Source organism: Pseudomonas sp., from assembly GCF_002796985.1.
Classification (GTDB): domain Bacteria; phylum Pseudomonadota; class Gammaproteobacteria; order Pseudomonadales; family Pseudomonadaceae; genus Pseudomonas.
Map to the genome: position 1 here is coordinate 121622 of NZ_PEKX01000006.1, position 25810 is coordinate 147431.

Consider the following 25810-nt stretch of genomic DNA (forward strand, 5'->3'; position numbering starts at 1 on the left):
TATTTTTTACGAGATGAGCGGATGCTACCTGAGTCGAATCTGGCCGGCTAGTGCCCGTGCAAAATAATTTACGGACGGTCGAACATAAAAAAATTCACTTTTTCAGTGGCTTAGCTGAAAAAGTGCTTGACGCTCGAAAGTGATCGCGTAGAATGCGCCCCACACGACAGGCACATAGCTCAGTTGGTTAGAGCACCACCTTGACATGGTGGGGGTCGTTGGTTCGAGTCCAATTGTGCCTACCAAACAAACCCGCTTCTGGCGGTACTTAGAGGGCGATCCGAAAGGATCGCCCTTTTTGTTTGCCTGTGGAAAAGTTGCTGGTCCGCGAAGGCGCGGGCGCACCTGCTATGGTGTTCCCTTGGGGTGTGGTCGGAGGTGGTGATGAGCAGTCTGCGATCCTGGTTGTTGTTCGGTACTTTGCTTGTCCCGTTGCCAGCGCTGGCGGAAATGCAGGTGATCTGGCCGCAGGGTTGGGATGTCTCGCGTTCGCCGGCGGATGCCGCCGCCAATGCGCCGGTGGTTCGCCAGCGCGGCGTGCGCATGGCGCAAGACGGATCCCAGGACCTGGTCATGGAGGTTACGCGCAGTCGACTCGGTTCCGGTGTCGCGGTCAGCGTCGAGAATGTCATCGTCGAGATGCGCAAGGCGTTGCAGAAAGACTTCATGCGCCAGGGTTTCCAGGCGGCGTGCGGCAAGCCGCTGGAGACGAAGCTGGGTGGGCTGGCGGGGCTGGAAGTCCATTGCGGCATCAGTCAGAACGGCACCGAAGTGCTCAGGCAGACTGTGCAGGTCGCGCTCGGTGATGGGGTGGCCTACTCGCTGACCTATGCGGCACCGTCCCAGCGCTATGCGGCGCTGGCGGGGGAGATCGAGTCGGTGAAGGTGGGTATCAGTCTGCACTGAGTGCTGCCTTCCTTTATATAAGAAGGCACAAATGCAAAGCCCCGCTTAGGCGGGGCTTTTTCGTTTTCTGGCTCAGGCAGCGATGGTGGCTTGCACTCGCTGGATCACCGCGTTCAGCGGTGCCTCACCCAGATACTGCTGGGGATAGAGGCGCTCGGTGTGCTTGGCGATGCCATGCTCGTTCACCAGGGTGAAGCTGAAGCCATGCTTGCGCGTGGCCTGGATGACGCAGTTCAGAGGGGCGAAGGCCGCGGAGAGGGTGCCAATCGCCTCCTGGATTTGCAGGGAAGTTTTCATTGTCTTGTCTTTCCAAATAGGTAACGGTCCTGTGACCGTCGAAATCGTCAAAAGCTCCGGGTGCGATCTGAGAATGCAGAAGACGTGTGACCGGAATATGGCAGCGATTGGAAACTTGGGGGTCTGTCGCGCCAGGCTGCAATGTTGGGTAAAGGCAGATGATCTGACGTGGGGCGCTGATCGCTCGGGCAAATGTTCCTGGCGCGGTTGACGTGCTCTGGAATCGATGCGGAGGATGCGCTGGCCGTGGCCCTGTAGAGCCCAGATTCTGCCCTGGATCAGGTAGGGAGTACTGGGAGGGGCGACCTTGGGTTTGGTGTTCGCTTCAACGATTATAAGGAATCCTGCTAACGATGGCTAGTTTTTATACAGCCGTCGGTCAGTTCCCTGTGGTGGATAGGGTATTCCGCGGAGCGGGAGCGCTCCGCGGAAGCGCGGTGTTACTGCAGCCAGGACTCCACGGTGTCGCCACCGTACTGCTGTTTCCAGGCTTTCAGGGTCTTGTGGTTGCCGCCTTTGGTTTCGATAGTCTCGCCGTTATGCGGGTTCTTGTAGACTTTCAGTTGGCGGGTGCGGCGCGGCTGTTGTGCGGCGGCGGGCTCGGCAGAGATCTGCGGGTCGAGAATGTCGATGACATTGCGCAGGTTCATGCCGTACTGGTCCATCAGGGATTGTAGTTGATCCTTGAACTCCAGTTCTTTTTTCAGGCCGCCATCGCTCTTGAGTTTCTCGAGGAGGGCGAGTTGTTCTTGGAGTTTGCGCTCGGCTTCACGGAATTCCGCAAGTTTGGACATCTAGGTGCTCCCGTAAGTAGGGTTGATTAGTACCGGGCGATTCTGTGTTCTGGTGACTGTGCGCGTCAACTGAATATATGAATTGTTGCGATTGGGAAGAAACCTTTAAATATTAAGAGCACATGAAGGGTTGGCGAAATAATTGATCGGTGGGGGATAATGCGTGGATTCAAGGGGGTTGCCTGCCCGTCAGTAACCCCTGGAAAAACCTGTGTGCTTTATTGTGGTGCGTTGCGTGCGAGTGCTGGATGAATAACGAGATAGTGCGATACCGGGTTGGTGACTATGAGCTGACGTGCCAGGTTGCCGGGCAAGGGGTGCCGCTGCTGCTGGTTCACGGGTCGCTTTGTGACTATCGCTACTGGCAGGGGCAGATTGAGGCTTTGTCTGGCCGCTATCGTGTGATAGTACCCAGTCTGCGTCACTATTTCCCCGAACAATGGGATGGTGAGGGCACGGGCTTCACGACCGAGCAACATGTCCGTGATCTGCTGGCGCTACTTGATAAGTTGCCCGGACAGGTTCATCTGTTGGGCCATTCGCGAGGCGGCAATCTCTGTTTACGAATGGCGCTGGCGGCTCCGCAGAAACTGCTTTCCTTGACGCTTGCAGATCCCGGAGGAGATTTTGCCGATGATGTCTTCACTGGGGTAAATATCGAAGCGCCAGTATCTCCCGTTGAGCGCAATCAGTTTCGTCAGCAGGCGCTGAAGTTGATTCGTGCTGGTGAGGTGGAGGAGGGGTTGCGACTCTTTGTCGATACAGTTAGTGGGGCAGGGGTTTGGGCTCGATCCTCCCGGCAGTTCCGTGAAATGGCAACGGCCAATGCCATGACGTTGGTCGGGCAAGTGGCCGACCATCCGGTGCCCATTAATCGCGAACAAATTGAACAATTGCAGATGCCGGTACTGCTGATCGGTGGAGCTGGAAGTCCAGAGCCGTTTCCGCGAATCATTCAGGCGCTGCAATCGATCATTAGAAATGCCCAGACGGTGGTGATTCCTGGGGCGTCCCATGGCATGAACGTGATTCGCCCAGCAACCTTTAATCGTGCCGTGCTGGAATTTGTCGAGTGGTGCTGAGTGACGCCAGAGTTGCCGCTCGTCAGTTTCGCTAACTTGCAGTAACATTCCACGTCCTGCCCGCTATCGTTCGCGGGCAGGTTTTCGATTTCTTCCAGTGATCTACGTCCGCGCGCGAATGCGCAGGGTGCCGACAAGGCGCCTGCCACTGTGAGGCAGGCTTTCCCGGCGGGCGACGCTTACTGGCACATCCCAACCCATGTGGCCTTTCGTAGGGGTCACCACTAGGAGAGGAGGCGCCATGCCCATCATTACTCTTCCCGACGGTAGTCAGCGTTCCTTCGATCATCCGGTCAGTGTGACCGAGGTGGCGCAATCCATTGGCGCAGGCTTGGCGAAAGCCACTCTGGCCGGCAAGGTCAACGGCCGTTTGGTCGATGCCTGCGACATCATCGACAGCGATGCGACGCTGCAGATCATTACCCCGAAGGACGAGGACGGGCTGGAAATCATCCGCCACTCCTGCGCGCACCTGGTGGGCCATGCGGTCAAGCAGCTGTATCCAACCGCCAAGATGGTTATCGGTCCGGTGATCGATGAGGGCTTCTATTACGACATCGCCTTCGAGCGCCCCTTTACGCCGGAAGACATGGCCGCCATCGAAAAGCGCATGGCCGAGTTGATCGAGAAGGACTACGACGTCATCAAGAAGATGACTCCGCGTGCCGAAGTCATCGAGACCTTCAAGGCTCGTGGTGAGGAATACAAGCTGCGCCTCATCGAGGATATGCCGGACGAGAAGGCCATGGGCCTGTACTTCCATGAGGAGTACGTGGACATGTGCCGCGGCCCGCATGTGCCGAACACGCGTTTCCTGAAAGCCTTCAAGCTGACCAAGATTTCCGGCGCGTACTGGCGCGGCGACTCGAAGAACGAGCAGCTGCAGCGTGTCTATGGCACCGCCTGGGCGGACAAGAAGCAGTTGGCCGCCTACATTCAGCGCATCGAGGAAGCCGAGAAGCGCGATCACCGCCGCATCGGCAAGCAGCTCGACCTCTTCCATCTCCAGGAAGAAGCGCCGGGCATGGTCTTCTGGCACCCGAACGGCTGGACCGTCTATCAGGTGCTCGAGCAGTACATGCGCAAGGTGCAGCGTGACCACGGTTATGTGGAGGTGCGCACTCCTCAGGTCGTCGACCGTATCCTCTGGGAGCGTTCCGGTCACTGGACCAACTACGCCGAAAACATGTTCACCACTGCGTCGGAAAGTCGCGACTTCGCGGTCAAGCCGATGAACTGCCCGTGCCACGTGCAGATCTTCAATCAGGGCCTGAAGTCCTACCGTGACCTGCCGCTGCGCCTCGCCGAGTTCGGCGCCTGCCACCGCAATGAGCCGTCCGGCGCGCTGCACGGCATCATGCGTGTGCGTGGTTTCACTCAGGACGACGCCCACATCTTCTGCACTGAAGAGCAGGTGAAGAAGGAAGCGGCCGACTTCATCAGGCTAACCCTGCAGGTCTATTCGGACTTCGGTTTCAGCGATGTCTCCATGAAGCTGTCCACTCGTCCGGCCAAGCGCGTTGGTTCCGAAGAGCTGTGGGACCGCGCCGAAAGTGCGCTGGCCGACGCCCTGAACGAATCCGGCCTGGAGTGGGAATACCAGCCGGGCGAGGGCGCGTTCTACGGTCCGAAGATCGAGTTCACCCTGAAAGATTGCCTCGGCCGTAACTGGCAGTGTGGCACCCTGCAGTACGATCCGAACCTGCCGGAACGTCTGGATGCCAGCTATATCGCCGAAGATAACAGTCGTACCCGTCCGGTCATGCTGCATCGCGCGATTCTCGGATCCTTCGAGCGCTTCATCGGCATGCTCATCGAGCACTACGCGGGCCTGTTCCCTGCGTGGCTCGCGCCGACCCAGGCCGTGGTGATGAATATCACTGACAAGCAGGGCGAATGGGCCGAAGAAGTGGTTCGTCAGCTCGAGGAAAGCGGATTCCGTGCCAAGTCCGACTTGAGAAACGAGAAAATTGGCTTTAAAATCCGCGAGCATACCTTGCTCAAGGTTCCCTATCTGCTTGTTATAGGCGATCGGGAAGTTGAATCGCAGGCCGTCGCCGTACGTACGCGCGAAGGGGCAGACCTCGGCTCGATGCCGGTCGCCCAGTTCGCTGAGCTGCTTGCTCAGGCGGTTTCCCGGCGTGGTCGCCAAGACTCGGAGTAATCATTATTAAGCGTGAAATGAGACAGGATAAGCGGGCTCTCCCGAAACCGCCGATCAACGAGAACATCACTGCCCGTGAGGTTCGTCTGATTGGTGCTGACGGTCAGCAGATCGGTGTGGTCTCCATCGATGAGGCTCTCCGTCTGGCTGACGAGGCCAAGCTGGACCTGGTGGAAATTTCTGCTGATGCGCTGCCCCCTGTCTGCCGCATCATGGACTACGGCAAGCACCTCTTCGAGAAGAAGAAACAAGCCGCTATTGCGAAAAAGAATCAGCACCAGCAGCAGATCAAAGAAATCAAGTTTCGTCCAGGGACGGAAGAAGGGGATTACCAGGTAAAACTACGCAACCTGGTACGTTTCCTTAATGAAGGGGACAAGGCCAAGGTATCGCTTCGATTCCGTGGTCGTGAGATGGCCCACCAGGAGCTGGGCATGGAGCTGTTGAAGCGGGTCGAAAACGACCTCGCCGAGATCGGCACCGTGGAACAGCATCCTAAGCTGGAAGGACGCCAGCTGATGATGGTCATCGCTCCCAAGAAGCGTAAATAACCTCCCGGGCACTGGCAGGCCTGATGGTTATCAGTTGTTAACGAATGCGGAGTACCAAACATGCCAAAGATGAAAACCAAGAGTGGCGCCAAAAAGCGCTTCAAAGTGACTGCTGGTGGCATCAAGCACAAGCACGCTTTCAAGAGCCACATCCTGACCAAAATGACCACCAAGCGTAAGCGTCAGCTGCGCGGCACTTCGATGCTCGCTGCTTCCGACGTTCGCCGTGTAGCGCGCTCCCTGCGTCTGCGTTGATTTCTGGTAGAGGATAAATAAATGGCTCGTGTTAAGCGTGGCGTAATTGCCCGTCGTCGTCACAAAAAGATTCTGAAGCTCGCAAAAGGCTACTACGGCGCGCGTTCGCGTGTGTTCCGTGTTGCCAAGCAGGCGGTAATCAAGGCAGGCCAATACGCCTACCGCGACCGTCGTCAGCGCAAGCGTCAGTTCCGTGCTCTGTGGATCGCCCGTATCAACGCTGGTGCTCGTCTGAACGGTCTGTCCTACAGCCGTCTGATCGCTGGCCTGAAAAAAGCGGCCATCGAGATCGACCGTAAGGTCCTGGCCGATCTGGCTGTGAACGAAAAAGCGGCGTTTACCGCGATTGTCGAGAAAGCGAAGGCCAGCCTGGCTTAAGCCCCACGACAGTTACCGGATCTCGGTCCGGACGTAACGTCACCGATAGGGGAAGAGCCTTACCGCTCTTCCCCTATTTTGTATCTGGAGTTGGTACATGGAAAACCTGGACGCGCTGGTTTCGCAGGCCCTGGACGCCGTGCGAAACACCGAAGACGTCAACGCCCTGGAGCAGATCCGGGTTCACTACCTCGGCAAGAAAGGCGAACTGACCCAGGTCATGAAGACCCTGGGCGACCTGCCCGCCGAAGAGCGCCCCAAAATCGGTGCGCTGATCAACGTCGCCAAGGAACAGGTTCAGGATGTGCTGAACGCCCGCAAGGCTGAGCTTGAGGGCGCCGCCCTCGCCGCCAAGCTGGCCGCCGAGCGCATCGACGTGACCTTGCCGGGCCGTGGCCAGTCCTCCGGCGGTCTGCATCCGGTCACCCGTACCAAGGAGCGCATCGAGCAGTGCTTCACCCGCATCGGCTACGAAGTCGCCGAGGGTCCGGAAGTCGAAGACGACTACCACAACTTTGAAGCGCTCAATATTCCGGGCCACCATCCGGCTCGTGCCATGCACGACACCTTCTACTTCAATGCGAACATGCTGCTGCGCACCCATACCTCGCCGGTACAGGTTCGCACCATGGAAAACCAGAAGCCGCCGATTCGCATTGTCTGCCCGGGCCGCGTCTACCGTTGCGACTCCGACCTGACTCACTCGCCCATGTTCCACCAGGTCGAAGGTCTGTTGGTCGATGAAGACGTCAGCTTCGCCGACCTCAAGGGCACCATCGAGGAATTCCTCCGTGCCTTCTTCGAGAAGGAATTCTCCGTCCGCTTCCGTCCATCTTTCTTCCCCTTCACCGAGCCTTCGGCGGAAGTCGATATCCAGTGCGTGCTCTGCAGCGGCAAGGGTTGCCGCGTCTGCAAGCAGACCGGCTGGCTGGAAGTCATGGGTTGCGGCATGGTCCACCCCGACGTGCTGCGCATGTCGGGCATTGACCCCGAAAAATACCAGGGCTTCGCCTTCGGCATGGGCATTGAGCGCTTGGCCATGTTGCGCTATGGCGTTAACGACTTGCGCCTGTTCTTCGACAACGATCTGCGGTTCCTCGGCCAGTTCCGCTAGCCCGCACGACCGTCAACGCATTTAGGAGAGCAGGATGAAATTCAGTGAACAGTGGCTGCGGAGCTGGGTAAATCCGCAGGTATCCCGTGATGAGCTGGTGGCTCGTCTGTCCATGGCCGGCCTCGAAGTCGACGCCGTGATCCCGGTTGCCGGCCAGTTCAGCGGTGTGGTCGTGGGCGAAGTGCTGTCGACCGAACAGCACCCGGACGCCGACAAGCTGCGCGTCTGTCAGGTCAGTAATGGTTCGGAGACCTTCCAGGTCGTCTGCGGCGCGCCCAATGTGCGCCCAGGCCTGAAGATCCCCTTCGCCATGATTGGCGCCGAACTGCCGGGCGAGTTCAAGATCAAGAAAGCCAAGCTGCGCGGCGTTGAGTCCAACGGCATGCTCTGCTCGGCCAAAGAGCTGGAAATCAGCGAAGAAAACGCCGGTCTGATGGAGCTCGCCGCAGATGCGCCGGTGGGTGCTGACGTGCGCGACTACCTTGAACTGGATGACGCGTCCATCGAGATCGGCCTGACCCCGAACCGCGGCGACTGCTTGTCCCTGACCGGCCTCGCCCGCGAAGTCGGTGCGCTTTACAGCGCCGAGGTCAAGCCGGTGGTGGTCAATGCCGTTGCTCCGCAGATCGACGAAGTGCGCAGCATCGAGCTGCTGGCACCCAAGGCCTGCCCGCGCTACCTCGGCCGCGTCATCCGCAACGTCGACCTGAGCAAACCATCCCCCCTGTGGATGGTCGAGCGCCTGCGCCGTTCCGACATCCGAAGCATCGACGCCGCCGTCGACATCACCAACTACGTGATGATCGAACTGGGCCAGCCGATGCACGCTTTCGACCTTGATGAGATCAAGGGCGGCATTCGCGTGCGGTTGGCGGAGGAGGGCGAGAAGCTCGTTCTGCTAGACGGTCAGGAAGTTACCCTGCGTGCCGACACCCTGGTAATCGCCGACCACGAACGCGCCCTGGCCATCGCCGGCGTGATGGGGGGCGAGCATAGCGGCGTCAGCGCCAAGACCCGCGACCTGTTCCTCGAAAGCGCCTTCTTCGACAACATCGCCGTGGCCGGCAAGGCACGTTCCTATGGCCTGCACACAGATGCATCGCACCGCTTCGAGCGTGGCGTGGACTCGCAACTGGCCCGTCGCGCCATGGAGCGCGCCACCGAACTGCTGCTGCAGATTGTTGGCGGCGAAGCCGGTCCGATCGTGGAGCAAGCCAGCGAAGCTGACCTGCCGAAGATTGCGCCGGTCACCTTGCGTGCCGAGCGCGTCACCCAGATGTTGGGCATGACCCTGGAAAACGCCGAGATCGAGCGTCTACTCGCCGCCCTGGAGTTCGACGTCCAGAAGTCTGGTGCCGATGCCTGGACCGTTGGTGTACCGAGCCATCGCTTCGACGTCTCCATCGAGGTCGACCTGATCGAGGAACTGGGCCGCCTGTATGGCTACAACCGTCTGCCGGTTCGCTACCCGCAGGCCCGCCTGGCGCCGAACACCAAGTCCGAGTCCCAGGCCGAGCTGCCGGCGCTGCGCCGCCTGCTGGTCGCCCGCGATTACCAGGAAGCCATCACCTACAGCTTCATTGATCCCAAGCTGTTCCAGCTGTTCCACCCTGGCGTCGAGCCGCTGATGCTGGCCAACCCGATCTCTGCCGACATGGCCGCCATGCGCGCCTCGCTCTGGCCGGGTCTGGTGAAGTCCCTGCAGCACAACCTCAATCGTCAGCAGACCCGTGTGCGCCTGTTCGAAAGCGGCCTGCGCTTCGTCGGTCAGCTGGAAGGGTTGGTGCAGGAAAACATGCTCGCCGGCGTCGTCTGCGGTGCCCGTCAGCCGGAAGGCTGGGCCAACGGCCGCGAGAACGTCGACTTCTTCGACGTGAAAGCTGATGTCGAAGCGCTGCTGGGTAACGCTGGCGCCATCGAGGCCTTCACCTTCTCCCCGGCAGAACACCCGGCGCTGCACCCGGGCCAGACCGCCAAGATCGAGCGTGACGGCGTACTGGTCGGCTACCTCGGCGCCCTGCACCCGGAGTTGGCCAAGGTGCTGGATCTGGACCGCCCGGTCTATGTCTTCGAGCTGGTACTGGCCGAAGTCGCCAAGGGCCGCTTGCCGAAATTCAGCGAACTGTCGCGCTTCCCTGAAGTGCGCCGTGACCTCGCCCTGATCGTCGATCTGGAAACCCCGGCCGAATTCGTCCTGGCAAATATCCGTGAAACGGCGGGCGAATGGCTGACAGATCTCAGGTTGTTTGACGTCTACCACGGTAAAGGCATTGATCCGCTTAGAAAAAGCTTGGCCGTTGGCTTGACCTGGCAGCATCCATCACGCACTCTTAATGATGACGAGGTGAACGCGACTACGCAGAATATCGTCGCCTCGCTGGAACAAAGGTTCAACGCCACGTTAAGGAAGTAGCGTATGGGGGCTCTGACGAAAGCTGAAATTGCTGAACGTCTGTACGAAGAGCTGGGCCTGAATAAGCGGGAAGCCAAGGAACTGGTGGAGCTCTTCTTCGAAGAGATCCGCCAGGCGCTGGAGCATAACGAACAGGTAAAGTTGTCAGGTTTCGGCAACTTCGATCTGCGCGATAAGCGCCAGCGTCCCGGACGCAACCCGAAGACGGGAGAGGAAATCCCGATCACAGCCCGGCGCGTCGTCACCTTTCGTCCAGGGCAGAAACTGAAGGCCAGGGTTGAAGCTTATGCTGGAACCAAGTCATAACGACGAGTTGCCCCCCATTCCGGGCAAGCGCTACTTCACCATCGGTGAAGTGAGCGATCTTTGCGCGGTGAAGCCGCACGTGCTGCGGTACTGGGAACAGGAGTTCCCGCAACTCAACCCGGTCAAGCGACGAGGCAACCGGCGCTACTATCAGCGTCAGGACGTCCTCATGATTCGCCAGATCCGTGCGCTGCTCTACGACCAGGGCTTCACCATTGGTGGCGCCCGTCAGCGCCTCACCGGCGACGAAGCCCGCGATGACGCCACCCAGTACAAACAACTGATCCGGCAGATGATCGCCGAATTGGAAGATGTGCTGCATGTGTTGCGCAAGTAACTGAAAAAAATGAAAAAAGCACTTCTCCAAAGCAAATGCTTGGGGTATAGTGCGATCCGCTTCTGAGGGAACTCAAAAGCAACGTCGGGGCGTAGCGCAGCCTGGTAGCGCACTTGCATGGGGTGCAAGGGGTCGAGTGTTCGAATCACTCCGTCCCGACCAAATTCTTGAAGCGGCTCAAATACTTACAGTGTTTGGGCCGTTTTCATTTCTGGACTGCGCAAAACCGGCGCAATATGCGCGCAAAACTAGCGGGCAAATTCGCTGATATCCAGGTCCGGAATTGCATCTGACCAGACCACTTCGGCATGGTCCCGCTGATAGTTCTTCGTCATCTCTGCGCTGGCATGCCCAGCGATCTTCTGGCCATCTTTCCCGGCCTTCTTATACAAATGCAGCGACAGGGCTCTGATCTCATGGAAGCCCGGCATCTCTTCGTCTTTCCATCCTGAATAGCAGGCTGAAGCGTCCCGCGCTTCTTTGAATGCCCTGGACAGATAACGCTCATCGATCTTCGTCCAATGCTCCTTTCGGTCAGCAAGCCCCAGTTTCCGGTCCGGTCGCCGATGAATCAGGAAGGGGGAGGGGACGCCATCGTTACAGCGATCCATTACATCCTGCAGCTCGCGGGTAACGCGGAAGCGGATCCAGGCGGCATCCGATACTTTGGCTGTCTTCTGCTGGATGACGTACAGGAACCCGTCCCGGATATCATCGAATTTCATCGACAAGATATCCGAACGCCTTTGGCCTGTGATCAAAGCCAGATCAATCGCGTTCTGCAGCCAGGTCGGAGATTCTTCTCTGATAGCCTTGAGTCCTTCCGCGGTGTGGCGCTTGCGCTGCTTCTTTTCGATCCTGGGGATAGTCCCGGCTGCAGGATTATCCGGGCATAGTCCCTTAGCGGCAGCGTGGTTGAAGATATCGATAAGAAGCGCTCTTGCTTGGTTGGATGCCCGCGCGGTCAGGCTATCGAGTAGTTCAGCAGCCATTCGAAGCGTGATTTCATCCACGGCCTTAGACGGCCAGGCTGCTCGGAACTGCCTGAATCTCACTGCGTAGAGTTCCAGGGTGGCTTTTGCCAATTCGCGAGGCGGCAGTACTTCACGCTGGTAGTAATCCAGAAAGTCGACGAACAAGGTTGTAGCCAGGCCTTTAACCTTGGCAACTAGGTCGGCACCTTCCATGAAGGTGAGATTCAGTTGCTTGGCAGCATCAATTGCCTTGAGCCGATCCTTTCCGAATTGAAACCAGACGCCATCAGTAGGGCGCCTGTACCTGAAAGTCCCACGTCGACCGTCGAAGTAGAGATTCTGCGGAAGGGACCTATTTGCTTTGTTACGAGGACGCGGTGACATCAGCAGTGGTCCTTGAGCACCATGGCGACCAGTTCGTTGCTTGTCCCCTTATTGAAAGCTCGCCAATCCACATACCAGAGCTTGCCGATCCTGACGCCCGGAATATCACCATTGCGGATCTGGTTACGTATGGTCTGACTGCAGAGAGGTGTTCCGTTCACTCCCCAATACCGACGCTGGAACTCAGCAATCTTAATCAGCTCTCTGCTCATTCTTCCCCCTCGGACTTCCAGCCTTTTCCATCGAGTCGAGCGGAGATCCACTGATCGATTTCCAGGGAGTCCCATCCCACCATTGATGGGCCAATCTGTTTGGCTTGGGGAAAGACTCCCGTGCTCATCCAGAGATAGATGGTCGAGCGCTTGATGCCGCAAAGATGAATCACCTCGGGTAAGCGCAGTATTCTGCGAGTGCCTGCTTTCGATTCCATTTCTCTTACTCCATCGCTACTACTTGATCCGCTGATGTCATCAAATGGCGTAGCCGCGCCTGATGTAGCGATCATTGATCAATCCGATAACGTGCTTTTCGAGGTCGCGAGTGCTGTAGCCCTTGGCGGTGTAGTGGTCTTCGATCACATGCCAGAAGGGGAGCGTTCTCCCGACCTCAAGCGCTTTTTTTGGCGGGATGCGCTCCCGTGCGATCAGGCTGGCGAACTGGCCCAGGAACATCTCGCAGTTCTTGCCGGAGAAGCCCTGAGCGGTCTTGTAGTAGCGGCGGTACTCGGTGCGTTCAATGAGTGGATCCGCTTCCACCTGGACCTTGGTGTCGAGGCTGATCAGCGACCAGAAGGCATCGAAGATCCCTTCCCGGGAAATGAGCTTGTAGTTGTCGCAGGCGTACTGCCAGAGGCCTTGCAGGTGCGGACAGAGACCCTCATAGGTCCGGCAGCCGATCACCTCGCCAGAGGACATCGTGGAGCCTTCGGAGAACTGCTGGACGATGGAATGGTGGAAGCGGAATTCGATACGCCACACCGTTTCCAGCGGGTTGAAGGCGGGTTCACCATCGCCGAAGGGATCACCGTTGAGGGAGGCCCACACGGATTCCCAATAGTCGAGCTTGTCGGTCGCTCTCGCCTGCAGCGTTTTGTTGTAGAGGCACATCTGCAGACCGTTGGCCGAGCCGAACATGAAGGTCTCACCACGCCCATAGACCGAGGCGTTGCCGTCATACTCGATGCGGTCGATGCCGCTGATCTGGCGCACACGACGGGATCGGCAGTGCATGCGGTCCACGAAGTCCACGGGTGGGATCCAGCCTTGGACGTCGAGGGCGATGTGGACGGCGCACTGGTTCACCTCGCAGGCCGAGAGCACTCCAGCGGCCAGGTCATCCATTACGCCCTGCAGGATCTTCGGATCGGCGCCATCCAGGGCGTGAGGCGACACTTCAATCTTGAGGTGCGGGCCGATGTTCTCCAGCTTCACGTTGTGGTTCTTGATCAGCAAGATCAGACCGAGGTCGGCGTTCTGCAGGCGGAACTGGTAGCCCGAGTCACGACCGATGCGGCCCTTGGCCCACTTGTAGCCGGCGAAGTTGACGAGATCCTCCGGCTCATCGAACAGCGCCATCACTTCCGGGCGGATCATGCCGTTGTACAGCTGCCGCACGGTATCGACGCCACAGCGCAGCAGGCGCACACCCGACAGGTCGGCGAATCGGCCGTTGCTCGGGTCCATGAAAATCCGTCCTTCGGACGACTCATAAAAATCCCCGGTCTCCTTGAGGATCAGGCGGAGGGGGTGAACTGCCTTTTTCATTCTTTCGTACCTTCAATGAGGTTTATTGAGGTGCTTACTCGTTAGCTATCTGACGTGTTACAGGGGCGTCGGCCCGCCCCGCCGGGCCGTTTGCGGGTGGCCTCCTACGTCGGCTCAAACCGCAAAACGGCCCTGGCGGGCTCACCACAGGAACTTGCCCTTCTCGTAGGGAATGACCGTCACCCTCGTCCCCTCGGCCTCGCTGGTGGGCGCGGGCTGGTTCGTGGGGAATGCCTGCCCCGGCGGGAGCTGCTGCGCCATGCGCGCATCAGGGCCGATGCCACGGTCGGGCAAGGTGGGATCGAAGTAGCCGTTGCGCGCCACGCTGATGCAGAAGTCGAAGGAGGTCGCGAACTTGGTCGCCTGCTGCGTGTAGCACTGGCAGGACTGGCCGTCCTTGACCGTCTCCGGCGGCCGCCGCTCTACGAGCCTCGGGTCGCTGGTCGACAGGCAGTAGATGCGGGGTTTGCTGACCGGTGTGGTGAGCTGGTCATACACCGGGGCCGAGGCTGGCAGATCCGCGATGCGTGGTTTTCGCTGCTCAATGTATTGCTCGGGAGTGACGGCCTTCGGGGCGTCGCCGCCGCTGGGGCTGATCAGCGAGCCCACCATCGACTTGGCCTGATCGACCATGCCGGGCTGGTCTTTCGGTACGTTGGCCGTGGCCGCCGTTTCTGCCGGCTTGCTGCCCTGCTGGTAGCGCTCGAAGGCGCGATACACCATGAAACCGGCGCCGACGATGACCGCCAGTGCGAGCACCATTTTCTTCGGTGGCTTGAACTTGAAGTGGTGCTGCGCCTGGGTGCTGGTGTAGACGCCGAAGTACTTCTTATCGAGCTTGATGACCGTCTTGTCGGCATCCTTGAAGCTGGTCTTTTTCTCGACTGCCTCGATCACGGCTTCCGATTCGAACCGCAGTAGCTGCTGGCTCTTGAAGACCCGCCAGTAGTGGATATGGCCATTGCACAAGCGGCGCAGGTGCACATCGATGTAACGCGGGTCCTGAGTCACCAGATGCACTTCGTGGCCCTGGTGGCGCATGGTTTCGAAGCGGGTGATGTGCTCCGGTGGGCGGTTACGCGGGTCGCGGGCGCCGAACCAGCCCTGGGCCTCGTCCACGACGATGATCGCGTCCTGAGGCAGCTCGTACCATTTGAACGGATCTTCGAACTCGAACCAGGCCGCTTCGAGCTTTTCGGGTTTGAGGCCGGCGACGTTGTGGAAGTAGACGATGCGGCCTTCAGCTTTGGCCTTGGCGTCCACTTCGCGGATGGTGTTGAGGGTTTTGCCGTGGCCGGGCTTACCGGTGCGGATATAGAGCATGACCGGTCCCCCTTACGCGTCGATGTAGTCACGGCCCGGCGGGTTCCACACCTGCCGACGGAGACGGTCCTGCGCTTTCAACCAGCCGGCCATGAGCGCACGGGTGGTGACGGCAGCGAGATACATGTTGATCGCCACATCGATCTTCGCGAGGCCGAGGATCTGCTGGATCGGCACGGCGACATTGCCCATCTGCGACATCAGGTAACTGCGGGCCACGTCGATCAGCAGGTTGAAGCCGACGTAGCTGACGACGGCGAAGCCGATGGCGCGCAGGACCATCTTCACGATGGGCACGGCGATGATCAGGAGCATCTGGACGATAAAGGCGTATTGCATCATTCACCTCCGAGAGAGCGTCCGACGTAGAGGACGCAGAAAGCCCCGACCGCGATGACGATCAGGTAGCCAAGGTCTGTGGCAGCCGCGCAGAGCGGCTCGTAGGTGACGGCGAACGTGCGGCCGCCGTTGGTTCTGAGGGTGAAGGTCTTGTCAGCCGGGCAGGACGCGGGGAGAAAGCGCGTGCCCTGGTTGATGAAGGACGGGATTTGAATCTCGGTGCTGTCGTCCATTTCGAACTTCGCACCGGTGACGGCGGCCTTGATGTCGGCCTCGTGCTTCTCGTAGTCACTCTGCTTTTCGTAGGCGCAGCGCAGGGCTTTTTCCTGGGTCAGCACCGCGCAATCGATGGCGTCGCCGGAGCAAGACAACGGCACGTCGCAGGGCTCACCGGAGGCTAGGCGTTCGGGTTTTTCCTCGTCCTCCTTGTCCTTTTCTTCGTCGGGCTTTTCCTGTGGGTTACCTTCATCCGAGGTGGTTTGCTCGCCGGTCTTCTGGCCGTCCTGATAGGTCGTCGTGGTGGTGACGGTGTCGTAGTCGAAGTACGAATCGCCGTAGCGGATGTTGTAGGTGGTGTTGCTCGTGGTGGAGGTATTGCCGAGGGTGCCGTCCGGGCGGTTGTAGGTGCCGGTTGTGGTTTGCTTCGGCCCCTGGACGGAGGCCGGGCCGGTGATGATGGCTTTCGATTGCTTCTGCAGGTCGTCGTAGCAAGCCTGCGGAGCCAGCGAACCCTCGCAGGTGGCCTTCAGCAGGTCGCGCAGGAAGGGGGCGGTCTGCGCGCTCACCCACGGGTCCAGCTGGTTCAGGTCGGAGTCGGTGAGGTCCATCTTCACGGACTGAACTTCATCGATGGAGATAGTCCGCGTGGCGGAGGACGGCCAGTAGCCGGTGGTCTTGTTCCAGTCGTAGCCCAACTTGGTGTTGGTGCAGTTGTTGACGAGCGTGTAGCCCGATGGAATCCCATCGCCGGGTTTGGCGCCGGAGGGCCACGCACCAATGGCACGAGTGACACCGTTGGCAGTCACCACCTTGATCTTGTTGAGGACTTCGGCGGCGGGGTACGAGCACGCATCAAATGAGCCGGTGCCACTGCCTGATACCGGGATGCCGTCGACCGACTCCTGTTTCTTTTGTAGCTTGGTGTTGTCGTCGGACATCACCCAGCCCACTGCGGCGATGGCACCGGAAATGGCGGCGCTCATCGCCAGTTGCCCGGCATTGGTCTTGAGGCCCGCCTTGAGCTTGGAGCCGATCCCGCTGACGGGCACGGTGACCTTGGGTTTTACCGTGACCGGAGTCTTCGCAGCGGAGCCGCCCATCCAGCCCTTGCGCTCGGCTTCGAGCAGAAGATCAGCGTTGGACTTGGAAGGGACGTAGCCGGTGATCGATCCGTTGGCGGCGCTGTAGCCGGGACCTGCCTTGATGAAGGGATCGACCTTCACTCGCTCGGTGGCGAAGGCTGGCCCGACGATCAGGGCCAGCAGCAGTGCGAGATATCGGCCCATGCTCACACCCGCCCGAACAGGACCACGGCAAAGGCCACGGTGGTGACGATGAGGACGAACCATTGAACGGACATTGTTCGGACTCCAGAAGAAAGAACCCCGCCGGAGCGGGGTTCGGTGCTTCGGCTTGTTAGCCGGGTGGGCTTACAGGGCGCGACGCATGTACTTGAACGCCGCGGCGGCGACCAGCACGGCGAAGACGGCCCAACCGATGGTGTTGGTGTCGTCGCCCGCGGTGGTCAGGGCGGCAGTGGCGTCAGCCGGTACGGCAGCCATGGCGGCACCAGCGGCGCTGAGGGTCAGAGCGCCGACAGCAGCGGCCTTGCGACCGAATGCCGAAGCACTGTTTTGCAGGTGGGTCTTGAGCTGTTTCATGGGTATTACCTCGCTACTTGAGCAGTCGTTTCAGGACCAGGAAGCCGAAGGCGATGCAGAACAGCGCGAGGACTTCGCCACGCAGTTCCGCGACCTGATCCCAGGTGAGTGCAGAGCCGAACTCGCTCTGCAGTTCCTCGCTCGTGACGACGTGCAGGACTCCGGTGCAGATGGCCGAGCCATCGGCGCTGACAGCCCAGTTGCCGTCACAAGCGAGGAAATTCACAGGAAGCGCGCCACGCCATCGAGCCAGCCCCACAGGTAGCCGGTGGCGAGGCCCACGACGAACAGGGAGAGGTACTTAGTCATGGCAGCGCTCCCGAATTAGCTCTTGGCCGAGTCGCCGGGCTTCTCGGCGGCGGGCTGCTGAGTGGGGCGCTGGGCCTGCTGCTGTGCAGCGGGACGGGCTGCCGGAGAAGGCGCGCTGGCTTCTTTGCCCACGGCCAGCAGTTCGGTCAGCACCTGGGTATTGGTGGTGCGACCGAAACGGTCCTGGGTTGGGCGGACGACGCTGGCGAACTTGCAGAGCACCGGAGCGCCTTCGAAGACGATGGAGTCCAGCAGGGTCGGCTCAACGTTGTATTCGCTGATCTCGAAGCCCTTGGCGTTGCCACGAGCGGTTTCCGGGATTGGGGAAATCGCCTGGACGCTGGCGAAGATCTCGCCGCTCTTCGTGGAGGTGTAGGTATCAGTCTTGGTGACCCAGAGTTCAACTACGCCGCCAGTGGTTGCAAACATGTTCATCTGAAGCTCCTTTGCCTTTTTCGGGCATGAGTTGGCCCGCTGCTGCAATTCGGCTCATGTACCGTTAATTCAGCGGGGTTGTTTTCTTTAGGATTTAAGAGCCAAATTTCTTTAGCTAAATTGCCTTGCAACAGCTCTATATCAGCACAAAAAAGCCGGCTAAAACCGTTTGTGCGAATTTATCAAGTGAGTGCTTCTAACAAGTAACACTCTGCAATATTGAGTAATTAGAAGTTCTCTAAAGTGCAGATTACTCATGTTCGAATAACACCAAGGGCTCTGCCCTTGTCATCCCGCTCTCGCCGCCGAGGGCTCAGGAGCGCGGGGCGGTGATGCTGCCCCTCACTCCCGAGCGGAGGCTACTCAGGGAGGGGGACGGTCAAGGGTGCGCTTCGCTCGGCGCTCCGTTTGTCCGAACGGGAAAGCGCGTTCGGACAAGCCGGTGCGGCGGCCCTGGACCTGGTTGGCCCAGGTGGGGATGGTGTGACGAGCGTGGTAGTGGCCAACCACTGCGCCAACTGCCAGCAGGACGAGCCAGAAGATCAGGTGCGGGATCGGGTTAGAGACCATGGCTCAGCCCTCCAGCTCGAATGGTTCGCGCACAGGAACGAAGGGAGTCGGCCTGCCGCTGTCGTACACAACGTGCCAGTACTTCGGGGGACGGAGCGCGGGCATGTGTTTCGCGCAGGTAAAACCCCGTTCCACCCGGTAGGTCGAGGAGATCGAGCGCCACGCTCCAGCGACCTTCTTCATCACGGTAACTACGGTGACGACTCGCGTAGGGCGGCATTCGGTGCACGGTGTGGATTGGCAGGGACTGATTTTCCCCAGTTCGCGACGGGACCAGCAGACAGAGCAGTCGCAGTCCAATGGATGCGGTCGGTGCAGGTACTTGCTCGGATGCATCGGCGGGCACCTCCCCTTCGAAGCTCTGTTGAAGGCGGAAGACCAGTTCGGCGTTCAGGGAGCGCAGGGAAGCTTCGGCGGCTTGCTCAACCTGGGAGCGAAGAGCCGGAGGCATACGCAGCTTGAATTGGGAGAAGGACCGGGCGTCATTCATCGTCGTAATCCCCTTGGCAGAAGATCGACTTACCCCGGTCGAGGTCGCGGCGGATTTTGTGGAGGTTGATGACGCGGCGGCGACCAATCTTGGCGGTCGGCACGGTCTTGGTTTCGACCCAGCCGCGCACCACGTCTTCCGTGATGTCCTCCAGGCCCAGCATCTGAGCGAATACCGCCTGGGAGCAGAACGGAGCGGTACGGAAGTCCGTGACTCTCTCCATCGCACCTGTGACGGTGAACCCCACTATTCCAGACTCTTCCATGGTTTTGCCCTATAATAAAAAACACTCTTACTGAGTAACATTTACTAAGTAGCAAAACCATACATCTAGATTGTCGCTAAGTACAATCTACTAAGTAGAATATTTGGGAATGATAAAAGACCGGCTTATAACCTTGTTCAACAAGGAGCGGACTAGCGTCTGGTTTGAGAAAGAAACCGGTATTGATCGCTACCGGTGGGGAAACGTGCGTAATGGAAAGGCGCGCATTACGGACGCCGAGATTGAAGCTGTAATAGCACTTTTCCCCCAATACGCCCTTTGGCTGGTGACTGGAAAGGTCGCGCCTGAAAGCGGCCAAACTAGCCCTGAATATGATGAGTCCCATAGAAGCTTGGCCGGACAAGACGCGGGATAGCGATTACATGGGGAAGTAACTAGGCGCTGGTGCGTCCTAAAAAATTAGGGCAAGGAGCAGCAAATGGGATTATACGACAGGGAATGGTTCAGAAGCGCTCGTAGCGAACAGGATGAGCAAACAAAATTTACTCAGAATGGTCGCCAAGAACCAAAAGTTACAACAAGGTATCGAGAGCCCTGGATCCAAAAAATGTCTGCTCCGCCTGAATACTCGGTATGGGCGGCTCGTTATGAACTAGCGATTCGCAGAAGGGCGAAGAAAACATTTATCCTAGGCTTCGCTTCTGGAGTGGTCGTATCTATAGTGGCATTATGGATATATGGCGCTACTATAATTTAGCTTTCTGATTTGACGCTAAAACTAAGCTATCGAAATATACTAAACGGACCCAAGTGATGGACTACAAAGACTCTCCGCTCTGGAAAAGTGCATTCTCCGAAAAGAATCTTGTATTCAAAAAGCAAGGTGAATTGTTGGAGAAAGCATATGAAGAATTTAGAGGGCGAGCATCCTTGCTAGTCTCAAAAATACACGCCGATATGCCTGACTTGACAGTGCACGATATTACTCATATTGACGCACTCTGGTGGACGGCATCAGAGGTGGCCGGCGATGACTTCGAAATAAATCCCGCTGAGGCATTTGTTCTCGGAGGAGCGTTCTTGCTTCATGACTCAGCCCATACTATTGCCGCCTACCCCGGAGGTATTCAGGAAATTATGAGTCTTCCTGAATGGGAATCGTTTCTACCTAAAGAAAATGGGGAGTTGATCCATGCGAAGCCTGGTAGCATAGAATTTCAAGTTACCTTATTTGAAGTGCTTCGATATATGCATCCGAAGCAGGCCAGGAAGCTTCCTCACGCGAAATGGAAGGCTCCTCAAGACACAACTGAATTATACCTTATTCCACATGATGAGCTTAGAGCAGCCTACGGGGATGTAATAGGGCAAATAGCAGAGAGTCACTGGTTTTATCCACAAGAATTAGAGGCATTCAATAAGAAAACCATAAATCCACCTGCTGTAATAAACCCTGCCCCTTGGAAGATCGACCTCCTAAAGCTAGCCATCCTCTTACGCACTGCTGACGCTGCACATATAAATAGCTTGCGCGCCCCAAAGTTCCTTTTCGCATTAACAAAACCCTCTGCCTCTTCCATACCTCATTGGCAGTTTCAAGGCAGAATCCACGATATAAAGCTAGCGGACAACCATGAGCGGCATGAGCTAATTGTATCTGGAACCGAATTTCCTATACAGGAACAGGCTGCTTGGTGGCTAGCATACGACACGGCAAAGTTAATAGATAAAGAGCTTCGCGCTGCAGACATAATCCTTGTCGAAACTCATAGGCAGAGACTTGCAGCTAGAAGTGTTGCCTATATAAATACACCTAGCGATTTCGCAATAAATGTTCCAGCTAAAGAATGGCATCCGATCGATACCAGTATTAAAATTACAAATATAAATAATATAGTCGAAAATTTTGGTGGCTCTAGACTCTATGGGAGCTCGCCAGCCCAAGCTCTGAGAGAGTTAATTCAAAACTCCGCTGACGCTATTCGCGCCTGTCGAGCTTTAGGTGCACTATCGGAGGAAGAGGGTGAAATTGAAGTAGCACTAATTAAGCGGGAGGAGGATTATTTACTCACAGTGTCCGACACTGGAGTAGGAATGAGCAAGTACGTGCTAACAGAGGTCTTGCTTGACTTTGGGCGATCTCTTTGGGGGAGTCCTGATTTAAGAAGGGAATGGGAAGACCTAACAAGGGCAAAATTTAAACCGACAGGTAAATTTGGCATTGGCTTCTTCTCGCTGTTCATGCTTGGTGATCAGCCAAAAGTAATAACAAAACGTTGTGATAGTAAAAACGACGAAAGTAAAGATTGGGTTCTAGAGTTCACCAATGGAACCAGGAGTCGCCCAATTCTACGGCCACCATCAAGCGAAGAAAAACTAAAAAGACACGGAACAAAAATAGTCACGCCGATAAGTAAAGAGATTGTGGAGGGACTACTCCCAAAACTATCTTTCTACAAAGACTCCCCGAGACTCACAATTTCTCAGCTTTGTGCAAGTCTAGCCCCTGCGCTAGATATAAATATTTACACAAAAACCGAGCTGCAGCCTAGAACTCTTGCTGTTCAAGCTAACGATTGGATTTCAATTGGTTCAGGTCAAATACTTGAGCGAATCGGAAAGGGCAACTCTAAATATACGCAGGAGTTTACGGATATATTTGAGGGGGATGAGCTCAAGGGGCGTGCCTGCATTTATAATACCCGAGAATTCTCATCTTACCTTGTTCACTCAGGGGTTGCTGTTACCAACGGAATTAAAGCTGCAGATATCTCAGGGTTGACTGGGATTATAAAGTCAAAGCCGCAAGAAGATCTTGCTAGAACTACCGCCATTCCTGATATAACAGTTAAACAGCTTACGGTCTGGGCTGAAGCTCAAAAACAGATCATGCTGAAAAATAATATGATGACTCCCGCGTGCTGCGCATTGCTAATACATTATGGCGCAACTGCTTCTGGTCTTACTATTGGAAGGCTAGGCGGGAAAAAAGTCACTGTTGAACAGCTAGAGCATGAGGCTGCCAAACTTAGCGAAATCATTATCTATGATGATGAGGTCACTCACGATGATGAAGATATCGCAAAGAGCGACTTTGACCACTTTGAGCAAGAAAGCAACCTTCTTGAGCTAAGCAAAGTTAGAAAGCCTGACTGGCTAGCATCAATTGATGGGTATCATCAAGATAATTTTAAGACAAACTATGAGATTGCCATTGATGCAATCGAAAAAGCATGGGGGGCAGGCAATTATGATGTGGATTCAAATCCGGTTCACGTTGGTGATGCTTATGGATCTTCAGTGACAAGATTTTGCGACATTCTCACTAGAAAGACTATTTAGCCATCCACAGCTAAAGCGCAATGATTACATCATAGCCCTCTGCGCGCGGAGTTCTGAGGTCAAAATGAAGAAGGTTGCAGCTGCAGTTGTATACCTCGACGGGAAGGTGCTCCTCACTCGCCGTGCTCCAGGTGAAAAGCTTGCTGGGATGTGGGAGTTTCCGGGCGGAAAGCTTGAGGTCGATGAGACTCCGCAACGCTGCATTGTTCGCGAGATCCGCGAAGAGCTTGGAGTCTACTCTGAGGCTGGCGAGATCCTCACTGAGTCCACCTTTGCCTATCCCGGCGGCACAATTCACTTGATCGCTGTGGAGCTCGTTCTGAATTCCACGCATTTCGTTCTGCAGGTGCATGACCGCGTTGAGTGGTGTCTGCCTCGCGAGCTGCTGAGCTACGAGCTGGCTCCTGCAGACATTCCGATAGCTATGGAGATCATTGGGAAGTATGGATAGCTTCGTTCCCCCAGAGTCTGGTGCCACGCTTAACAACGATGAGCTTACTGCTTGGTTCAGGTGTAGTCCCCAAGGCGGTATGCGACGTTCAAAGGAGACCAACACGCTAGTCATTGTCTCCAACCACGTGAAGTCTGTTTATGACGATCGCTGGATTAGCGATGTCTTGCATTACACCGGCATGGGGCAGGAGGGAGACCAATCACTGGCCTTCGCTCAAAATAAGACGCTCCATAAATCAAGCTCCAATGGCGTGGCGGTACACCTTTTCGAGGTCTTCACGCCGAAGGTATACACCTACATCGGTGAGGTCGAGCTGTCGGGCAGTGCCTACTCCGAGAAGCAGCCTGACGCTCTGGGGCGCTCTCGTTTGGTATGGATCTTCCCCATGCGGCTAAAGACCGGAGCGCCCCCGGAGATCCCCGAGGCAGCTCTCCATGAGTTGAACGAGCTGAAAGAGAAGCAGATTCGACGGCTCAGTGACGAGCAGGTAGCTGAGCAAGCACGCCGGACTGGTCGGCAGGCGGTAGGTCAGCGTAGCGTTCGTGCGACCCAGTACCAGCGGTCTCCTTGGGTGGCGGAGCACGCGAAGCGGCGTGCAAAAGGGAAGTGCGAGCTTTGTGAAGGGCCCGCTCCGTTTACGCGGAAAGATGGGACTGCCTACTTGGAGACACATCACATTGTTTGGCTAGCTCGTGATGGTGAGGACACTGTGGAGAACACAGTGGCGCTGTGCCCGAACTGCCATCGACGCATGCATGTTTTGAATGATGGGGCAGACGTGAAAACGCTCCAAAAGCGATTGCTTATCGAGCGCTCGGAAGCCTAGCTAGCGAAGGAGGGATGCTCTGGTGCAGATCCTTCGAGGGCGTTTCGGTTGCGCAAAACCGCCCCTGCAGCCCGCATGGCTACGTTTGTATAAGCACCCACATTGGTGATTTTTGCACCGGCAGTGATGGCATTTTCTCCTTATTAATCATTCTATTGCAGAGGACTCGCGCGCTGCATGGGGTGCAAGGGGTAGAGTGTTCGAATCACTCCGTCCCGACCAAATTTGAAAAGGCCGGTTCAGCAATGAACCGGCTTTTTTGCATTTCTCTTCCCGCAAAGATTACCTAGATCGATCTCCAACTCGGCGCGTCCCGCAGCGCCCAATCATCCTGCGCCGCCAGAAAGGTTGGCAGGTCGCCGCGGGCTATCCAGATTTCGCCTTGCCACTTGATGACGCCGATGCGTTGGTCGGCCCAGGTCATGAAGGCGCGGTGGGGATTGGTGTCGGGGATGTGCTGGGTGTCGTGGAGGGTGGGGAGGACTTCGTCGCTGAGCCATTTGGCGATGTTGCGATGTTGCGGTGTTCGGGGTGCCAGAAGCGGTAGAGGGCTTTGTAGGCGCCGGATTCGCTGATGACTTCCACTTCCTCGCGGAAGCCGCTGTTGTATTCCAGGACGACGGCGCGTTTCTGTTCTGGGTCCATGCGCTTTGGTAGGCGGTAGGGGCGGCGGGCGTTGATCAGCAGGGCGAAGTCGTGGGCGACGAACCAGGGTTGGCGGTCGATCAGGATGGCGCGCAGTTGGTAGGTGTGGCGTTGGAAAACGACAGGCTTGTAGACGTCGTGCATGGTGAAGCTCCATCTACGAGGTTGAGGAGCCGCCACGCGTCGTCGCTATTCGAAGGGTGGCGGACCGCGCAGGGTTAGCGAACCGGGAGATGGTACCGGCAGACCCGAGGGTCTCCCCGCGCGATCCGCCATAGAGCCAGTAGTGAATACTACAGGCGTGAAAGGGCCTACAGGAAACCTTCGCTGTTTCCCGCATGCGCTTTCAGCGCAGTCGCGCCATCTCTCAAGTCGCTAAACCTGGTCACGGGAATGACCGTGACGGGCGGAGGATGGGGGAGAGCGTTCCGAGGCGGCAACCTGCAAAGCGCGTAGGAATCCGGGAAGCGCGCTGGGGATGTGAGGTTCAGCGGTGCCTTCTTTAATATAGGCAGCAAGACGCACCCGTTTGGATGCTGCTGATGCGCCGGTGTGGTGAGGGCGCAGGAAGGTGCTGTTTCTATAGAGGGGGGCCTTTGTCATCTTTCTGCAAAAAGTCGTTGACGGCCGATTTAAACTCCCTATAATGCGCACCACTCCCAGCGACGAAGCGATGAAAGAACTTGAAAATCAAGTACTTACAGAGATTCGAGGTTGAGAGTGGTGATCAGGCAGGTGATTCACTTGCTGCTCTTCATTAGCTGCTCCGGCAGCGAGCTGAAAAGAAGGTCGCCGAGGTGCTTGACAGTGAGTTTGATCGCTGTAGAATGCGCCTCCCGCTGATGAGAAGGTTTGCCTTCGCTGAAGCCCAAGCGATTGAGTAGAAAAGAAATTTTCGAAAATAAAGCTTGACGGAANNAACCAACTGCTCTTTAACAAGTTGAATCAAGCAATTCGTGTGGGTGCTTGTGATGTAAGACTGGTGATCGACTGATTATCAGCAACGCAAGTAACACTCGTGAATTCGAGAGTTTTAGCTCATTAAATTGAGCATGCGATTGCTGAGCCAAGTTTAGGGTTTTCTCAAAACCCAAGCAGTATTGAACTGAAGAGTTTGATCATGGCTCAGATTGAACGCTGGCGGCAGGCCTAACACATGCAAGTCGAGCGGATGATGGGAGCTTGCTCCCGGATTCAGCGGCGGACGGGTGAGTAATGCCTAGGAATCTGCCTGGTAGTGGGGGACAACGTTT

The 25810-nt window shown here is 57.1% G+C and carries 28 protein-coding genes, 2 tRNA genes, 1 rRNA gene and 1 pseudogene; 16 read left to right on the forward strand and 16 right to left on the reverse strand.

The features are described 5' to 3' along the window. The first annotated feature begins 168 nt into the window (after window positions 1–168). Both CTR55_RS05420 and CTR55_RS05425 read left to right on the forward strand, forming a co-directional pair. Window positions 169–245 (forward strand) — tRNA-Val (locus tag CTR55_RS05420). Window positions 246–384: 139 nt separating this feature from the next. Further along, window positions 385–906, forward strand: coding sequence for a DUF4946 domain-containing protein (locus tag CTR55_RS05425; RefSeq protein ID WP_296284530.1), 522 nt, complete (start codon window positions 385–387; stop codon window positions 904–906). Window positions 907–978: 72 nt separating this feature from the next. On the opposite strand, the gene CTR55_RS05430 is transcribed toward CTR55_RS05425, so the two are convergent. Continuing rightward, on the reverse strand, window positions 979–1203 hold the full coding sequence (locus tag CTR55_RS05430) for a hypothetical protein (RefSeq protein WP_296284531.1): 225 nt from the start codon (window positions 1201–1203) through the stop codon (window positions 979–981). 440 nt (window positions 1204–1643) lie between these two features. Continuing rightward, complete coding sequence (locus tag CTR55_RS05435) at window positions 1644–1997, reverse strand: histone-like nucleoid-structuring protein, MvaT/MvaU family (protein WP_296284532.1); 354 nt, start codon at window positions 1995–1997, stop codon at window positions 1644–1646. 248 nt (window positions 1998–2245) lie between these two features. Here CTR55_RS05435 and CTR55_RS05440 point away from each other — a divergent pair, with 248 nt between their 5' ends. The 10 genes from CTR55_RS05440 to CTR55_RS05485 all read left to right on the forward strand — a co-directional run bounded on the left by CTR55_RS05440 (window position 2246) and on the right by CTR55_RS05485 (window position 10759). Further along, window positions 2246–3079: an alpha/beta hydrolase gene (locus tag CTR55_RS05440; RefSeq protein WP_296284533.1), complete on the forward strand. Its 834-nt coding sequence runs from the start codon at window positions 2246–2248 to the stop codon at window positions 3077–3079. Window positions 3080–3320: 241 nt separating this feature from the next. Beyond that, window positions 3321–5243: a threonine--tRNA ligase gene (thrS, locus tag CTR55_RS05445; RefSeq protein ID WP_296284534.1), complete on the forward strand. Its 1923-nt coding sequence runs from the start codon at window positions 3321–3323 to the stop codon at window positions 5241–5243. Beyond that, window positions 5243–5794: a translation initiation factor IF-3 gene (gene infC, locus CTR55_RS05450; RefSeq protein ID WP_296284877.1), complete on the forward strand. Its 552-nt coding sequence runs from the start codon at window positions 5243–5245 to the stop codon at window positions 5792–5794. The genes thrS and infC overlap by 1 nt, the downstream gene beginning before the upstream one ends. Before the next feature lie 60 nt (window positions 5795–5854). Continuing rightward, window positions 5855–6049, forward strand: a complete 195-nt coding sequence (rpmI, locus tag CTR55_RS05455) for a 50S ribosomal protein L35 (RefSeq protein ID WP_017516491.1) — start codon at window positions 5855–5857, stop codon at window positions 6047–6049. Between the two features lie 21 nt (window positions 6050–6070). Continuing rightward, window positions 6071–6427, forward strand: coding sequence for a 50S ribosomal protein L20 (gene rplT, locus CTR55_RS05460; RefSeq protein ID WP_045217787.1), 357 nt, complete (start codon window positions 6071–6073; stop codon window positions 6425–6427). Between the two features lie 97 nt (window positions 6428–6524). Next, window positions 6525–7541 carry a phenylalanine--tRNA ligase subunit alpha gene (gene pheS, locus CTR55_RS05465; protein WP_296284535.1) on the forward strand — a complete coding sequence of 339 codons (1017 nt, stop codon included), beginning with the start codon at window positions 6525–6527 and terminating at the stop codon, window positions 7539–7541. 34 nt (window positions 7542–7575) lie between these two features. Then, window positions 7576–9954 carry a phenylalanine--tRNA ligase subunit beta gene (gene pheT / locus CTR55_RS05470; RefSeq protein WP_296284536.1) on the forward strand — a complete coding sequence of 793 codons (2379 nt, stop codon included), beginning with the start codon at window positions 7576–7578 and terminating at the stop codon, window positions 9952–9954. Between the two features lie 3 nt (window positions 9955–9957). Further along, entirely contained in the window at window positions 9958–10260 is a 303-nt protein-coding gene (gene ihfA / locus CTR55_RS05475) for an integration host factor subunit alpha (RefSeq protein WP_003090661.1), read from the forward strand. Continuing rightward, window positions 10241–10597, forward strand: a complete 357-nt coding sequence (locus CTR55_RS05480) for a MerR family transcriptional regulator (protein ID WP_045217778.1) — start codon at window positions 10241–10243, stop codon at window positions 10595–10597. The genes ihfA and CTR55_RS05480 overlap by 20 nt, the downstream gene beginning before the upstream one ends. 85 nt (window positions 10598–10682) lie before the next feature. Continuing rightward, window positions 10683–10759: transfer RNA gene (locus CTR55_RS05485), tRNA-Pro, on the forward strand. Between the two features lie 86 nt (window positions 10760–10845). Here CTR55_RS05485 and CTR55_RS05490 read toward each other — a convergent pair. The 13 genes and pseudogenes from CTR55_RS05490 to CTR55_RS05550 form a co-directional block, all read right to left on the reverse strand. Next, window positions 10846–11955, reverse strand: a complete 1110-nt coding sequence (locus CTR55_RS05490) for a tyrosine-type recombinase/integrase (RefSeq protein ID WP_296284841.1) — start codon at window positions 11953–11955, stop codon at window positions 10846–10848. Beyond that, window positions 11955–12167, reverse strand: coding sequence for a hypothetical protein (locus CTR55_RS05495; protein ID WP_296284844.1), 213 nt, complete (start codon window positions 12165–12167; stop codon window positions 11955–11957). Before CTR55_RS05495 ends, CTR55_RS05490 begins: the two co-directional genes overlap by 1 nt. Then, window positions 12164–12385, reverse strand: coding sequence for an AlpA family transcriptional regulator (locus CTR55_RS05500; protein WP_296284846.1), 222 nt, complete (start codon window positions 12383–12385; stop codon window positions 12164–12166). Before CTR55_RS05500 ends, CTR55_RS05495 begins: the two co-directional genes overlap by 4 nt. Before the next feature lie 40 nt (window positions 12386–12425). Further along, entirely contained in the window at window positions 12426–13718 is a 1293-nt protein-coding gene (locus CTR55_RS05505; RefSeq protein WP_296284848.1) for a hypothetical protein, read from the reverse strand. A gap of 141 nt (window positions 13719–13859) precedes the next feature. Beyond that, complete coding sequence (locus CTR55_RS05510; protein ID WP_296284850.1) at window positions 13860–15041, reverse strand: zonular occludens toxin domain-containing protein; 1182 nt, start codon at window positions 15039–15041, stop codon at window positions 13860–13862. Window positions 15042–15053: 12 nt separating this feature from the next. Next, window positions 15054–15380, reverse strand: coding sequence for a DUF2523 domain-containing protein (locus CTR55_RS05515; protein WP_296284852.1), 327 nt, complete (start codon window positions 15378–15380; stop codon window positions 15054–15056). Further along, entirely contained in the window at window positions 15380–16885 is a 1506-nt protein-coding gene (locus CTR55_RS05520) for a virulence factor TspB C-terminal domain-related protein (RefSeq protein WP_296284853.1), read from the reverse strand. Before CTR55_RS05520 ends, CTR55_RS05515 begins: the two co-directional genes overlap by 1 nt. A 144-nt stretch (window positions 16886–17029) precedes the next feature. Then, window positions 17030–17260: a major capsid protein gene (locus CTR55_RS05525; RefSeq protein WP_296284855.1), complete on the reverse strand. Its 231-nt coding sequence runs from the start codon at window positions 17258–17260 to the stop codon at window positions 17030–17032. 13 nt (window positions 17261–17273) lie between these two features. Next, entirely contained in the window at window positions 17274–17486 is a 213-nt protein-coding gene (locus CTR55_RS05530) for a hypothetical protein (RefSeq protein ID WP_296284857.1), read from the reverse strand. A 98-nt stretch (window positions 17487–17584) separates the two neighbouring features. Further along, window positions 17585–18004, reverse strand: coding sequence for a DNA-binding protein (locus tag CTR55_RS05535; RefSeq protein ID WP_296284859.1), 420 nt, complete (start codon window positions 18002–18004; stop codon window positions 17585–17587). Between the two features lie 573 nt (window positions 18005–18577). Then, complete coding sequence (locus CTR55_RS05540; protein WP_296284878.1) at window positions 18578–18910, reverse strand: DUF5447 family protein; 333 nt, start codon at window positions 18908–18910, stop codon at window positions 18578–18580. A gap of 22 nt (window positions 18911–18932) precedes the next feature. Continuing rightward, a pseudogene (locus CTR55_RS05545) lies at window positions 18933–19064 on the reverse strand (Arc family DNA-binding protein); the annotation flags it as partial. Further along, complete coding sequence (locus tag CTR55_RS05550; RefSeq protein WP_296284862.1) at window positions 19057–19329, reverse strand: DNA-binding protein; 273 nt, start codon at window positions 19327–19329, stop codon at window positions 19057–19059. The pseudogene CTR55_RS05545 and the gene CTR55_RS05550, both read right to left, overlap by 8 nt. A gap of 774 nt (window positions 19330–20103) precedes the next feature. Between CTR55_RS05550 and CTR55_RS05560 the strand changes: the two genes are divergently transcribed. The 3 genes from CTR55_RS05560 to CTR55_RS05570 all read left to right on the forward strand — a co-directional run bounded on the left by CTR55_RS05560 (window position 20104) and on the right by CTR55_RS05570 (window position 23912). Beyond that, a complete protein-coding gene (locus tag CTR55_RS05560) occupies window positions 20104–22632 on the forward strand; it encodes an ATP-binding protein (protein ID WP_296284865.1) in 2529 nt (842 codons plus the stop codon). 64 nt (window positions 22633–22696) lie between these two features. Continuing rightward, window positions 22697–23083, forward strand: a complete 387-nt coding sequence (locus CTR55_RS05565) for a (deoxy)nucleoside triphosphate pyrophosphohydrolase (protein WP_296284866.1) — start codon at window positions 22697–22699, stop codon at window positions 23081–23083. A gap of 79 nt (window positions 23084–23162) precedes the next feature. Further along, entirely contained in the window at window positions 23163–23912 is a 750-nt protein-coding gene (locus CTR55_RS05570; RefSeq protein ID WP_296284868.1) for an HNH endonuclease, read from the forward strand. Between the two features lie 420 nt (window positions 23913–24332). Here the strand turns inward: CTR55_RS05570 and CTR55_RS05575 are convergent, their stop codons facing one another. Further along, the gene (locus CTR55_RS05575) at window positions 24333–24701 is read right to left on the reverse strand and encodes a BRO family protein (RefSeq protein WP_296284869.1); all 369 of its coding nucleotides are present in this window, start codon (window positions 24699–24701) and stop codon (window positions 24333–24335) included. Window positions 24702–25659: 958 nt separating this feature from the next. Between CTR55_RS05575 and CTR55_RS05580 the strand changes: the two genes are divergently transcribed. Next, window positions 25660–25810 (forward strand): 16S ribosomal RNA (locus tag CTR55_RS05580); the annotation flags it as partial.